This window comes from Flavobacterium sp. (assembly GCF_031363805.1).
Lineage (GTDB): Bacteria > Bacteroidota > Bacteroidia > Flavobacteriales > Flavobacteriaceae > Flavobacterium.
The window spans coordinates 1-14,246 of the sequence record NZ_JANLVD010000099.1 but is presented as its reverse complement, the minus strand read 5'-3'; the positions used below and the strand labels follow the sequence as shown (position 1 = coordinate 14,246).

General features: G+C 33.4%; 10 protein-coding genes and 1 pseudogene. 9 read left to right on the top strand and 2 right to left on the bottom strand.

Annotation, left to right across the window (positions count from 1 at the left end; genetic code table 11):
- The 3 genes from ileS to RMN92_RS06090 all read left to right on the top strand — a co-directional run.
- The coding region (gene ileS, locus RMN92_RS06100) for an isoleucine--tRNA ligase (protein ID WP_309608580.1) at positions 1 to 3,025 on the top strand (3,025 nt) is incomplete at its 5' end.
- A gap of 5 nt (positions 3,026 to 3,030) precedes the next feature.
- Positions 3,031 to 3,411: a TraR/DksA C4-type zinc finger protein gene (locus RMN92_RS06095; RefSeq protein WP_309608579.1), complete on the top strand. Its 381-nt coding sequence runs from the start codon at positions 3,031 to 3,033 to the stop codon at positions 3,409 to 3,411.
- Positions 3,412 to 3,495: 84 nt separating this feature from the next.
- On the top strand, positions 3,496 to 4,098 hold the full coding sequence (locus tag RMN92_RS06090; RefSeq protein ID WP_309608578.1) for a lipoprotein signal peptidase: 603 nt from the start codon (positions 3,496 to 3,498) through the stop codon (positions 4,096 to 4,098).
- Positions 4,099 to 4,113: 15 nt separating this feature from the next.
- Here RMN92_RS06090 and RMN92_RS06085 read toward each other — a convergent pair whose 3' ends face one another.
- Together RMN92_RS06085 and RMN92_RS06080 are read right to left on the bottom strand one after the other, a co-directional pair.
- Positions 4,114 to 4,683 (bottom strand): 5-formyltetrahydrofolate cyclo-ligase, encoded by a 570-nt coding sequence (locus RMN92_RS06085; protein WP_309608577.1) that lies wholly within the window; start codon positions 4,681 to 4,683, stop codon positions 4,114 to 4,116.
- On the bottom strand, positions 4,670 to 5,647 hold the full coding sequence (locus tag RMN92_RS06080; RefSeq protein ID WP_309608576.1) for a M14 family metallopeptidase: 978 nt from the start codon (positions 5,645 to 5,647) through the stop codon (positions 4,670 to 4,672). The genes RMN92_RS06085 and RMN92_RS06080 overlap by 14 nt, the downstream gene beginning before the upstream one ends.
- A 162-nt stretch (positions 5,648 to 5,809) precedes the next feature.
- Here RMN92_RS06080 and uvrC point away from each other — a divergent pair.
- From uvrC to RMN92_RS06050, 6 genes and pseudogenes are all read left to right on the top strand, one after another.
- Positions 5,810 to 7,596, top strand: a pseudogene (uvrC, locus tag RMN92_RS06075) (excinuclease ABC subunit UvrC).
- A gap of 278 nt (positions 7,597 to 7,874) precedes the next feature.
- Positions 7,875 to 10,055 carry a patatin-like phospholipase family protein gene (locus RMN92_RS06070; protein WP_409024848.1) on the top strand — a complete coding sequence of 727 codons (2,181 nt, stop codon included), beginning with the start codon at positions 7,875 to 7,877 and terminating at the stop codon, positions 10,053 to 10,055.
- Between the two features lie 82 nt (positions 10,056 to 10,137).
- Positions 10,138 to 11,616, top strand: a complete 1,479-nt coding sequence (locus RMN92_RS06065) for an amino acid permease (RefSeq protein WP_309608574.1) — start codon at positions 10,138 to 10,140, stop codon at positions 11,614 to 11,616.
- A 192-nt stretch (positions 11,617 to 11,808) separates the two neighbouring features.
- Positions 11,809 to 12,963 carry a homogentisate 1,2-dioxygenase gene (locus RMN92_RS06060; protein WP_309608573.1) on the top strand — a complete coding sequence of 385 codons (1,155 nt, stop codon included), beginning with the start codon at positions 11,809 to 11,811 and terminating at the stop codon, positions 12,961 to 12,963.
- Positions 12,964 to 13,158: 195 nt separating this feature from the next.
- Positions 13,159 to 13,323 (top strand): four helix bundle protein, encoded by a 165-nt coding sequence (locus RMN92_RS06055; protein ID WP_309608581.1) that lies wholly within the window; start codon positions 13,159 to 13,161, stop codon positions 13,321 to 13,323.
- Between the two features lie 165 nt (positions 13,324 to 13,488).
- Positions 13,489 to 14,246 (top strand): VOC family protein (locus RMN92_RS06050; protein ID WP_309608572.1); only part of this gene is annotated, 758 nt, incomplete at its 3' end.

Here is a 14,246-nt window from a genome sequence, read left to right as displayed (position 1 = left end):
CATGCGTTACACCGATGTGTGGAATGATCTTACCGAAAAAATGGGCTATTGGGTTGATATGGAAGATCCTTATGTAACCTACAAACCCAAATATATGGAATCAGTTTGGTGGCTTTTGAAACAAATCTACAACAAAGATTTTATGTACAAAGGCTACACGATTCAACCATATTCTCCAAAAGCAGGAACAGGTTTGAGTTCGCATGAAGTGAATCAACCAGGTTCCTATCGTGATATTACAGATACAACTGTTGTGGCACAATTTCTTGCAAAACAGGAAAGTTTGCCTAGTTTTCTTCAAAATTTTGAAGACATTCATATTTTGGCTTGGACGACAACGCCTTGGACTTTACCATCAAATACAGCATTAACGGTTGGTCCAAAAATCGATTATGTTTTGGTCGAAACTTTCAATCAATATACATTTAGACCAACCAAAGTTATTTTGGCTAAAAACCTAGTTGGAAAACAATTCGGAAAAGGATTTTTTGCCTCAACTGAACCTCATGATTTTGAAAGCTTTAAAGAAGGAGACAAAAATATTCCATACCAAATTTTAGCCGAATGCAAAGGTTCAGATTTAGTCGGAATTCGTTACGAACAATTAATGAAATTGGCTTTACCATATGAAAATGCTGAAAATGCGTTTAGAGTCATTGCTGGTGATTTTGTAACTACTGAAGATGGAACCGGAATTGTTCATACTGCGCCCACTTTTGGTGCCGATGATGCCAAAGTGGCCAAAGAAGCATCGCCAGAAATCCCACCCATGTTGGTTCTTGACGAAAATGGAAATCCTGTTCCTCTAGTTGATTTGCAGGGAAAATTCATAAAAGGTTTGGCAAATTTGTCTGGAAAATATGTTAAAAACGAATATTACAACGATGGTGAAGCGCCAGAACGCTCTGCTGATGTGGAAATCGCCATCCAATTAAAAGAAGAAAACAAAGCTTTTAAAGTAGAAAAATATATTCACAGTTATCCACATTGCTGGAGAACCGACAAACCTATTTTATATTATCCGCTGGATTCCTGGTTTATAAAAATCACAGAAGTTAGAGATAGAATGTTCGATCTTAACGAAACCATCAACTGGAAACCAAAAGCAACAGGCGAAGGTCGATTTGGCAATTGGCTTAAAAATGCCAATGATTGGAATCTTTCTCGATCTCGTTTTTGGGGAATTCCATTACCAATTTGGCGTACCGAAGATGGAAATGAAGAAATGTTAATCGGATCTGTAGAAGAATTATACAACGAAATCGAAAAATCGGTTTCAGCTGGTTTTCAAGCAAGCAATCCATTTTCTGGTTTCGAAATTGGAAATATGTCTGAGGATAATTATGATTTAATCGATTTGCATAAAAATGTAGTGGATCAAATCATCTTAGTTTCAGCCTCTGGAAAACCTATGAAACGTGAGGCAGATTTGATTGATGTCTGGTTCGATTCAGGCTCAATGCCTTATGCACAATGGCATTATCCTTTTGAGAATAAAGACAAAATAGATCAAAACAAAGATTTTCCAGCCGATTTTATTGCCGAAGGTGTCGATCAAACACGTGGTTGGTTTTATACTTTGCACGCCATTTCTACTTTGGTTTTTGATAAAATATCCTATAAAAATGTAGTTTCTAATGGATTGGTTTTGGACAAAAACGGACAAAAAATGTCCAAACGTTTGGGAAATGCCGCCGATCCTTTTGAAACTTTAGCAGAATACGGTCCAGATGCTACACGTTGGTACATGATATCCAATGCCAATCCGTGGGATAATTTGAAATTTGATTTGGAAGGCATTGCTGAGGTTCGCCGAAAATTCTTTGGAACCTTGTACAATACCTATTCGTTTTTTGCTTTGTATGCCAATATTGATAATTTTAAATATGCCGAAGCTGAAATTCCGTTAAACGAACGACCAGAAATTGACCGTTGGATTTTATCTGAATTAAATACCTTGATAAAAGTTGTCGATGACGCTTATGCGGATTACGAACCAACCAAAGCTGCTCGTGCTATTTCCGATTTTGTACAAGAAAATTTGAGCAATTGGTATGTGAGATTGTGTAGAAGACGCTTCTGGAAAGGCGAATATGCACAAGATAAAATTGCTGCATATCAAACACTTTACACTTGTTTGCTCACTATTTCAAAGCTTGGAGCGCCAATAGCCCCATTTTTTATGGACAAACTTTACAGAGATTTAACCATAGCTACACAATCAGAAAAGTACGACAGCGTACATTTGGCGAAGTTTCCAAAATACGTTGAAAACTTTGTTGATAAATCGTTGGAAAGCAGAATGCAGAATGCACAGACCATTTCATCACTCGTATTATCACTACGTAAAAAGGAAATGATTAAGGTGCGACAACCATTGCAAAAGATAATGATACCAGTGCTTAACGAAGGTTTTAAAAAGGAAATTGAAGCAGTTTCAGACCTCATAAAAGCAGAGGTAAATGTGAAGGAAATTGAACTTTTGGACGATGCATCTGGTGTATTAATCAAGCAAATAAAGCCAAATTTTAAAGCCTTAGGGCCAAGATTTGGAAAAGACATGGGATTGATAGCCAAAGAGATACAAAATTTTGAAGCAGAACAAATCAATTTTTTAGATAAGAATGGCGCTGTAGATGTTGTTATTTCAGGAAAAACCATAACTTTATCTCTAGAAGATGTAGAAATTTCGTCGCAAGATGTTGAAGGTTGGTTGGTAGCCAATTCAAATGGAATTACCGTTGCACTAGATGTTACGATTTCATTAGAATTAAAACAAGAAGGAATTGCAAGAGAGTTGGTAAACCGTATTCAGAACATTCGAAAAGATTCTGGATTTGAAGTTACTGATAAAATTAAAGTAAAATTGCAATCAAATAATGAATTGGAAGAAGCTATAAACAAAAATATATCGTATATTAAATCAGAAACACTAACAGACTCATTAGTTTTCGAAGAAAATATAATAAACGGTACAGAAATTGAGTTTGATGATATAAAAACAATGATATTAATTTCAAAATAAATAAAATGGTAGATGAACAAATAAGATTTTCTGATGCTGACTTAGCAGAATTCAAACAATTAATCTTGAATAAATTAGATAAAGCTAAAAATGATTTAGATTTAATAAAAAGCGCTTATATGAATGATCTTAATAACGGAACCGATGATACATCGCCAACGTTTAAGGCATTTGAAGAAGGAAGCGAAACCATGTCTAAAGAAGCCAATTCGCAGCTAGCTATTCGTCAAGAGAAATTCATTCGTGACTTGCGCAATGCATTGGTTCGTATAGAAAATAAAACCTATGGTGTGTGCAAAGTAACGGGTAAATTGATAAACAAAGACCGTTTAAGAATTGTACCTCACGCTACTATGAGTATCGAGGCTAAGAACTTGCAACGCTAATTTTTTAAAAATAAATTACTAACGCTCCTTTTAGGGGCGTTTTTTATATAATAATGTTTATTTTTGCAAAATAATTTTATAAAAATGAATTTAAAGAAAGCCTATTTTATTGTTTTTTTGGTTTTATTGGTGGATCAATTGTCTAAAATATATATAAAAACACATTTTGAATTGCATGACGAAGTAAATGTATTTTCGTGGTTCAAAATCCTTTTTATAGAAAACGAAGGAATGGCTTGGGGCGCAGAAATACCAGGTTCTTATGGTAAAATTACCTTAACGCTTTTCAGAATAATTGCTGTAGGCGGTATTGGCTATTGGCTTTGGGATGCTGTAAAAAAACAAAGCTCAAAAGTACTTATTGTAGCCATTTCTTTAATATTGGCGGGCGCTTTTGGAAATATAATCGATTCTGTTTTTTATGGTTTGATTTTCGATGATAGCAGTTATAATGTAGCAACAATTTTTAGTGATAAACCATACGGAACTGTATTTTATGGTAAAGTAGTGGATATGTTTTATTTTCCTATCATAAAAGATTATCCAATGCCAGAATGGGTTCCTGTTATTGGCGGAAAACCATTTACATTTTTTAATGCCATATTCAATGTAGCAGATTTCGCTATTTCGGTAGGTGTTGGCATTTTAATTGTGTTTAATAAAAGGGCGTTTGCTTTAAAAGAGTAATTTAAATTTTTAGAATTAAAAATTATAAATTTGAATAGGAGTTACACAAAAATCCAATTTAATATCATTTTCAAAAATACCTTCAATATTTTTTTCGGCTTCAAAAAATGAAAGCCCAATTTTTATAGTGTCCGATTTGCATTTGGATAAGAATTTATCGTAAAAGCCTTTTCCATAGCCCACACGATTTCCAAGTTTGTCAAAAGCCAAAAGCGGTACAAATACTACTTCAATTTTATTGGTAGGAACTTCAATTCCATTTTCTGGTTCAGGAATATTGTATTTATTTTTCTTGATTTTTGTATTATCCGTTAATAAAAAATGAGTCATCTCCAAAGTTTCAAAATCTGACTTTGAAATTATTATTTCTTTGTCTTTTCCTTGTAAAATGTGTAAAATAAATTCGGTATTGACTTCTTTTTGACTTTCAATAGGTAGAAAAACATGAAAATAAATGTGGCTCCAAATATCTAATTTAAGAACATTATTGGCAATAGCCATAGATAGTTCATCAATTTGTGTTGAATTTAATTCTTGTCTTTTGTTTTTGTATTTTTCTCTTAGTTCCTTTTTATTCATTGGCATTAATGTTTGAAATATGGTAAATAGCGTCACCAACGTACACTATTGGCGAATCATTTACATTAATAATATAACCAGAATTTGGGGCTTTTAGTTTGTGTTCAACTTTTCCGTACGGATCAGAAATGGTAGCCAGAATTTGCCCTTTTTCCACAAAACTTCCCACTTTTGTCAATCCGTGAAACATGCCTGAATATTTGGCGCGAATCCAATTTGATTTTTCGATGTAAAGTGTTGTATGTTCTGGAGTAGAAATTCTTTTTCTTGCATTGAGCATGCCCAAACTAAACAAAACCCGCTTGGTTCCATCGACACCTTCTTTGGTTATGTTGTCATTTATATCAATTGATTTCCCACCTTCAAAAAGAAGCATTTTTACACCCAATTTATCACAAGAATTTCTGAAAGTACCTTGAATATTTTTGGAGAACAGTCCAAAAGGCGCACTAAATATATCAGCCAAAGCTTTCAGTTCATGATTATCTGGAACAATTCGAACTTGTGCAGCATTGAATCTACTGGCGCCACCTGCATGAAAATCTATCGCATAATCTACATAAGGAATAACTTCTTGCAACAAATAATAAGCAAATCTGCTGGCCAAAGAACCTGTTTTGCTTCCTGGAAAAACACGATTCAAATCGCGACCATCTGGAAATTCACGTTTCAAATTCAAAAAGCCAAACACATTAATCACAGGAATACATATTATAGTACCAATTTTTGGTTTGTTGATACTTTGTATAATAATCTGTCTTACTATTTCAACACCGTTTATTTCGTCGCCATGCAAGCCAGCAGTTAGTAAAATTGTGGGACCTTCAAACTTGGAACGTTCTACAATGATTGGAATTTTAAGTTTGGTCATCGTATGAAGTTTGGCAATTTCCATGTTGATGGTTTTGCTCTCTCCAGGCAAAATAGTTTCTTTTAAAATAGTAATGTTTTTACGTTCGTGGTGCGTCATGAATTGATTTAAAATATAAAAATAGCTAATTATCGATTATCAATTATCAAATAAGAATTGTTTTTCGCTTTTGAAGTTTGTAATTTTGAAAATAGTTTAGTTTTCGCAACAGCAATAAATATTCTACAATCAAAAATCGTTAATCAACAATCTTCATTCAAAATGACCAACACTTCTCTTCAACTTCAAATACAATCGCTCCCGGACAGTCCCGGAGTGTATCAATATTATGACAAAGAAGAAAAAATTTTGTACGTTGGAAAAGCCAAAAATTTAAAAAAACGAGTATCCTCTTATTTTAATAAAATTCACGATACAGCCAAAACAAATGTATTAGTCAAAAAAATTGTCACCATCAAACATATTGTGGTTGCCACAGAATCTGATGCACTTTTGTTGGAAAATAATCTGATAAAAACAATGCAACCCAGATTCAATGTGTTGCTTCGTGACGACAAAACTTATCCTTGGATTTGCATTAAAAAAGAACCTTTTTCTAAAATATTTCCAACACGGAAAATGATCAAAGATGGTTCAGAATATTTCGGACCTTACACCAGTTTCAAGACCGTGCATACTATTTTGGATTTGATTAGAGAATTGTATCCATTGCGAACCTGCAATTTGGATTTAAGTCAAAACAATATCCAAAATCATAAATTTAAAGTTTGTTTGGAATTTCATATTGGCAGGTGCAAAGGACCGTGCGAAGGTTTGGAAACACTAGAACATTATCAAAATCAAATCAATGCGATTCGAGAAATTCTCAAAGGGAATTTCAAAGAATCCATGAAAGATTTTAAAAAATTAATGACAGATTTGGCCAACAATATGCATTTTGAAGAAGCACAAAAAATAAAATAGAAGTACTCGAAAATTACCAGTCAAGATCTACCGTTGTCAATCCAAAAATAACCAATATCGATGTATTTTCTATAGTTTCAGATGAAGCAGCAGCATTTGTCAATTTTTTAGAAATCTCTCATGGTTCCATCGTTCGTTCCTACACACTAGAAATCAAAAAGAAATTGGATGAAACCGATTTAGAATTATTAGAACTCGGAATCATCGAACTCCGAGAGCGTTTTCAGTTACTTTCTCGCGAAATTATAGTGCCTTTTGACGTACAAGTCGGCGAAAATATCAAAGTTACCATTCCACAACTGGGCGACAAAAAGCAAATATTAGATTTATCCATTCGAAACGCCAAATTTTACAGAATAGAGCAACTCAAACAGCTGCAAATAGTCGATCCAGAGCGTCACACCGTAAGAATCATGGCGCAAATGCAAAAAGATTTACGCCTTTCTGTCGAGCCTCGACATATTGAATGTTTTGACAATTCAAACATACAAGGAACCAATCCTGTGGCGGCCTGCGTAGTTTTTAGGGACGGAAAACCTAGTAAAAAAGACTACCGCCATTTCAATATTAAAACCGTAGTAGGTCCAGACGATTTCGCCTCCATGGAAGAAGTAGTTTACCGAAGATACAAACGTTTGGTAGACGAAAACCAACCATTGCCCAATTTAATTATTATCGATGGTGGAAAAGGACAACTATCATCAGCCTTAAAAATTTTAGATCAATTGGGTTTGCGTGGAAAAATTGCCATTATTGGCATTGCCAAACGTTTGGAAGAACTGTTTTATCCGGGCGATTCTGTGCCGTTATATCTTGACAAAAAATCGGAAACTTTAAAAATAATCCAGCAATTGCGGAACGAAGCCCACCGTTTCGGAATCACATTTCACAGAGACAAGCGCAGCAAAGCATCACTGGTTTCATCAATAGATAATATCCCAGGAATTGGCGAAAAAACCATGGAAACGTTAATAAAACATTTCAAAAGTGTTAAAAGATTGAAATTAGCATCAGAAAAAGAAATTTCCGACGTTGTGGGTATATCAAAAGCCAAAAAAATTACCGACTTTTACACAACCAATTAGTATTTTTTATGAGCCAATTCCAGCTGTTTGTTTCAATCTTTTTTGCAAAAAACTTTTTTTGTAAATCTTTGCAAGAACTTCCTTTGGTCGTTTTGCAAAGCCCACAAAAAATAGTTTTTTCACAAAAAAGGATTTTCACTTCCATCTGGGGCTTGTGGTCAAATTCAATATCAAAATTCAATATCAAAATTCAATATTTGCAAGTTCCATCATCATCATTAGTTACAGGCAGAACTTTCTCCTTTGCTTCTAGTTTTTCGACTCTTGCCTCTTGCTTCTTGCCTCTTTTTCTTCTCTTCTCTCTTCCCTCATCATCCCAAGAAATCAAAAAACCAAAAATTGGACTGGTTTTAAGTGGCGGAGGCGCAAAAGGTTTTGCACACATAGGCGTGCTGAAAGAAATTGAAAAAGCCGGCATAAAAATAGATTATATTGGCGGAACCAGTATGGGCGCAATTATTGGCGGTTTGTACGCATCAGGATATTCTGCAACTCAATTGGATTCTATATTCGAAGATACAGATTTTGATGCTTTAATTCAGGATTTTGTACCCAGAAACAACAGAACATTTTATGAAAAACGAAACGATGAAATGTATGCCATATCATTGCCATTCCAAAATTTTAAAATTTCGGTTCCAAAAGGTCTTTCCAAAGGATTATACAATTATAATTTGTTGAGCAAACTTACACACAATGTTCGCCATGTTGAAGATTTTAGCAAATTAAAAATTCCATTTTTATGTATAGCCACCAATGTAGAAACTGGTCAAAAAAAAGTTTTTAAAAGTGGCTCATTGCCACAAGTTTTATCTGCAAGTGGTGCATTTCCATCATTATTTTCCCCAATTGAAATAGACGGTAGTTTTTACATCGATGGCGGAATTACAGATAATTATCCTGTAGAAGAAGTCAGAAAAATGGGTGCCGACATCATTATTGGAGTAGATGTTCAAGACGATTTAAAAAAAGTTGATGATATAAAAGGAGCAACAGGCGTTTTGGCACAAATTTCAAATTACCAAATGTTGCAAAACATGAAAGGCAAAAAAGAAAAAACAGATGTTTACATCAAACCAAATATCGAGAATTTTTCGGTCATGTCTTTCGGTCAAGGAACAGAAATTATTAAAAAAGGGGTAGAAGCCGCGCAATTGGTTAAAAATCAATTAGATGCTTTAGGAACAAAATATCAAATGAAAAAAATCCATTTAAAAAAAGACGATAGTTTATACATTAAAAAAATTGGAATTAACGATCTCAAAAATTATACTAGATCCTACGTTATTGGAAAGTTAAGATTTAATGAAGGTTCAAAAATATCTTACGATGATTTAAATAGTGGTATAAATAATTTAAACTCTACCCAGAATTTTAGTTCAATTAGCTATAAATTATTGAAAGAAGGTAGCTCTGACGTTATTATGGTAAATGCAGAAGAAAATCAAGTGAAAACTTATTTAAAATTCGGCTTGCATTATGATGATTTATTCAAATCTGCGGCATTGGTAAATTTTACACACAAAAATTTAATTTTCACTAATGATATAGCATCTTTAGATATTATTTTGGGCGATAATTTTAGGTATAATTTTGATTATTATCGTGACAATGGTTTTCATTGGAGTTTTGGTTTAAAATCTAAATTGACCAAGTTTAAAAAAGCAAGTCAAACAGATTTTAATACAGGTCAAATTTTGAATTCATTAAATTTAGAATCCTTAAATATCGATTATTTAGATTTTACGAACCAAGCCTACATACAAACTGTTTTTGTGCAAAAATTTTTAATTGGTGCCGGAATAGAAAATAAATATTTAAAAATTGCATCAAACTCTTTGCAAAATAATGCTAGTTTTATAGACAACAGTAATTATTCATCAATTTTTGGATTTTTAAAATATGATTCTTTCAGCAATAAATATTTCCCAAAAAAAGGATGGTATATTTTTGGCGATACACAAACATTTTTAACTTCAACAGATTATAAAGGAGATTTTGAAAAGTTTACAATTTTAAAGGCCGATGCCGCAATAGTCAAGACATTTTTTAAAAAATTTGCCGTAAAACTTCAAGCAGAAGGCGGTTTTACATTGGGTAAAAATCCAAATCATATTTTTGATTTTGCACTTGGAGGATATGGCTTTAGCGCAATAAACAATTTTAAACCCTTTTATGGTTATGACTTTCTAGGTATTTCTGGCGATACTTACGTAAAAAGTAGTTTGTCTATAGATTATGAATTTATAAAAAAAAATCACATCAATATAACTTCAAATTACGCAAATATTGGCAATAAAATTTTTGATGATAATACTTGGATTTCCAGACCAAAATATTCTGGGTATGCAGTTGGTTACGGACTTGAAACACTTATTGGACCAATAGAAGTAAAACAAAGTTGGTCGCCAGAAGCCAAGAGTAATTTTACTTGGTTCTCCATAGGTTTTTGGTTTTAATCCATGAAAATTAATTTTTTATTTCATTTTATTTAAAAAATTGATACATTTGGAACCAACTAACTAAATTAAAAATAGGAATATGTCTATTTGGAAGAAAAAATCAATATCTCTTTTGCTTGCAGAAGCCTCAGAATCTGAAAAAGGTTTAAAAAGAACCTTGACCGCATGGTCACTTGTCGCACTAGGAATTGGAGCCATTATTGGCGCTGGATTGTTTGTAAGAACAGCTACGGCAGCAGCTCAAAATGCTGGTCCGTCTGTAACCATAGGGTTTATAGTTGCTGCAGTAGGTTGTGCATTGGCAGGACTTTGTTATGCTGAATTATCATCATCTATTCCAATTTCTGGGAGTGCATATACTTATACCTATGCCACTATGGGAGAGCTTTTGGCTTGGATTATAGGCTGGGATTTAATTTTAGAATATGCAGTTGGAGCTGCCACCGTAGGAATTGCTTGGAGCGAATATTTGAATAATTTACTGGTCAATGTGCTTCATACAAGTCCAATTCCTTACTCATTATCACATTCACCATTTCAAATATCTGATTTAGGCGAACATGGTATAATTAATTTACCTGCGCTTTTTATAGTAGCAGCAATTAGTTTGCTGTTAATTAAAGGAACTCAAGAATCTGCATTTGTAAACGGAATTATTGTTGTAATAAAAGTGACAATCGTTGTTTTGATCATTGTTTTGGGTTGGAATTTCATTAATCCGGTAAACCATACTCCTTATATTCCACAAGCATCAATTTTTACGGATGACTCAGGTGTAGGTCATAATTTTGGAGGAATTATGGGTATTCTAGGAGCCGCGGGAACTGTATTTTTTGCTTTTATTGGTTTCGATGCCGTAAGTACTGCTGCACAAGAAACCAAAAATCCAAAACGAGATATGCCTATTGGAATCTTAGGTTCACTAGCTGTATGTACGGTTTTATACATTCTTTTTGCACACGTTTTAACAGGTCTGGAATCTGTAGAATTTTTTAGAACTGGTGGAAAAGAAGCTTCAGTAGCCAATGCAATTACGTCAGCAATGCCAGGTTATGGTTGGTTAGCACAATTTGTTACAGTAGCCATTTTATTCGGATTTACCTCTGTAATTTTAGTAATGTTGTTGGGTCAATCAAGAGTATTTTATTCTATGGGAAAAGATGGTTTATTACCAAAAGCCTTCGGAGATTTACATTCAAAATATAAAACACCCTATAAAGCCAATTTAGCTATTTTAGTTATTGTTGGTCTTTTTGCAGCATTTGTACCTGGAGACATTGTTGGAGATATGACAAGTATTGGAACATTATTTGCCTTTATTCTAGTATGTATTTCAGTTATTGTTTTACGCAAAACAAATCCAGAAATGAAACGTGAATTTAAAACACCATTCGTTCCTTTTGTGCCTATTTTAGGAATATTAGTTTGTTTGGCAATGATTTATGGTTTGGGTTGGACAAACTGGTTGAGACTAGCTGGTTGGCTAGCTATTGGACTTGTAATCTATTTTGGATATAGCAGAAAAAATAGTGTCTTAAACAATCCAGACAAAAAATAAATTTATCTTTATAAACCAAAAAAGCATTAAAACCTGAGTAATCATTTTTTAATGCTTTTTTGTTTTATAAATAATTCACAATAAATATATCTAAAAACTAAATATTTCCGATATTTGCTTTAATGATTTTATTAAAGATTCGATTTTTAAAAATCTGCAATCTAAAATCTGCAATTTAAAATCTAAAATCTAATGTTATATCATAAACTAGGGAATTTTCCACAAAAAAGGCATACCCAATTTGAAAAACCAAATGGCGGTTTGTACTACGAACAACTCTTTGGAACAGAAGGTTTTCACGGACATTCTTCCTTGTTGTATCATGTGCACAGACCAACGCAAGTCAAAGAAATTATCAAATCCTATTCAGTAGAACCGAAAATTGCCATTGGCAAAAATATCAAATCTTTATTATTAAAGGGATTCGAACTAAAACCAGAAATTGATTTTCTAGATTCCAGAAAGCCAATGCTAGTCAATAAGGATTGTACAATCGGTTTGGCTGCGCCACAAAAATCATTAACCGAATATTTCTATAAAAATGCCGATGCTGACGAGCTTATTTTCATCCACAAAGGTTCTGGAAAATTAAGGACAATGCTAGGTAATATTGATTTTGAATATGGCGATTACTTAATTATTCCTCGCGGAATGATTTACCAAATCGAATTCAATTCATCAGAAAACAGATTATTTTACGTAGAAAGTTTCGCTCCATTTTATACACCAAAAAGGTATAAAAATGAATCAGGTCAACACCTTGAGCATTCTCCATTTTGCGAGCGTGATTTTAAATTGCCAACAGAATTAGAAACCCACGATGAAAAAGGAGAATTTTTGATAAAAATCAAAAAAGAAGGCATGATTCACGAATTTGTTTATGCCACACATCCTTTCGATGTGGTAGGTTGGGACGGCTACAATTTTCCTTACGGATTCTCCATTCACAATTTCGAACCCATAACAGGTCGTGTGCACCAACCACCGCCAGTACATCAAACATTTGAAACGGCAACTTTTGTAGTATGCTCTTTCTGTCCACGATTGTATGATTATCATCCAAAATCCATTCCAGCACCATACAATCATAGCAATATAGATTCAGATGAGGTTTTATATTATGTCGATGGCGATTTTATGTCTAGAAACAATATTGAACAAGGTCATATTACTTTGCACCCGAAAGGCATTCCGCACGGACCAGCACCCGGCGCAATGGAACGTAGCATTGGTCATACCGAAACCCAAGAATTAGCGGTCATGGTCGACACGTTTCGACCATTAATGGTAACCGAAGAAGCCATGGGACTTGATGATGGAAAGTATTATAAATCTTGGCTAGAATAATGTGCCAATTAGAAAATGAGATAATTAGAAAATTTTTGAAACATTATCTAATTACCACATTGACTAATTATCTAATTTAACTAAAATGACTTTCAACGAAAAATATAAAAACAATGCGCTTTTAATAAAAAACTTTTGATTTTTCACTTAAAATTATTGATTTAACCGAAGAATTACAAGAAAAAAAAGTTTGTCATTAGTAATCAGTTATTAAAAAGTGGTACTTCTATTGGTGCTAATTCTAAAGAAGCTCAAAATGCAGAAAGTAAAGCAGATTTTATTCATAAATTAAAAATTGCAATTAAAGAAGGTGATGAAACAGAATATTGGTTGTTTCTTTGTGATGCACATAAATCTTAACCAGATTGTAAAATGTTATTAAGTAATTTATCAGAAATATTAAAAATTCTAAATAAAATAATTTCAACATCAAAACTAAAATAATTAGATAATGTGATAATTAGATAATTTTCTAATTTCAACACATTATCTCATTTTCTAATTATCAAATTATCTAATTGAGTTATGGACAAAACACTTAAATCAGTCGAATACGGCTTAGAAAAAATATTTGAAGGTGCACAAGATTTCTTGCCGCTTTTAGGAACCGATTATGTCGAATTCTATGTCGGGAACGCAAAGCAATCGGCGCATTTTTATAAAACAGCCTTTGGTTTTCAATCGCATGCCTACAAAGGATTGGAAACTGGATCCCGCGATTTCGTAAGTTACGTTTTGAAACAAGACAAAATCCGTTTTGTACTTACAACTGCTTTGAATAGCAATTCGCCCATTGGTGAACATGTAAAAAAACATGGTGATGGTGTAAAAATCATAGCACTCTGGGTCGAAGATGCGCGCTCTGCTTTTGAAGAAACCACCAAACGTGGCGCAAAAGTATTTATGGAACCAGTTGTTGAAAAAGATGAATTTGGCGAAGTAGTTCGTGCTGGAATATACACCTATGGCGAAACCGTGCACATGTTCGTAGAACGTAAAAATTACAAAGGCGCATTTTTACCTGGATTTGTAGAACACAAATCAGATTATAATCCAACATCTGTTGGTTTAAAATACATTGACCATATGGTAGGTAATGTGGGTTGGAACCAAATGAATCCGTGGGTAAAATTCTATGAAGATGTCATGGGATTTGTCATTTTTCTTTCTTTTGATGACAAACAAATTCACACAGAATATTCCGCTTTAATGTCTAAAGTAATGAGCAACGGCAACGGTAGAATCAAATTTCCTATAAACGAACCAGCCAAAGGCAACAAACG

What these genes read in the sequence shown, in the direction of transcription:
- RMN92_RS06060 (WP_309608573.1), top strand. Translation starts at nt 11,809, where the DNA reads ATGTTATATCATAAACTAGGGAATTTTCCACAAAAAAGGCATACCCAA.
- RMN92_RS06065 (WP_309608574.1), top strand. Translation starts at nt 10,138, where the DNA reads ATGTCTATTTGGAAGAAAAAATCAATATCTCTTTTGCTTGCAGAAGCC.
- RMN92_RS06095 (WP_309608579.1), top strand. Translation starts at nt 3,031, where the DNA reads ATGGTAGATGAACAAATAAGATTTTCTGATGCTGACTTAGCAGAATTC.
- RMN92_RS06090 (WP_309608578.1), top strand. Translation starts at nt 3,496, where the DNA reads ATGAATTTAAAGAAAGCCTATTTTATTGTTTTTTTGGTTTTATTGGTG.
- RMN92_RS06085 (WP_309608577.1), bottom strand. Translation starts at nt 4,683, where the DNA reads ATGCCAATGAATAAAAAGGAACTAAGAGAAAAATACAAAAACAAAAGA.
- RMN92_RS06080 (WP_309608576.1), bottom strand. Translation starts at nt 5,647, where the DNA reads ATGACGCACCACGAACGTAAAAACATTACTATTTTAAAAGAAACTATT.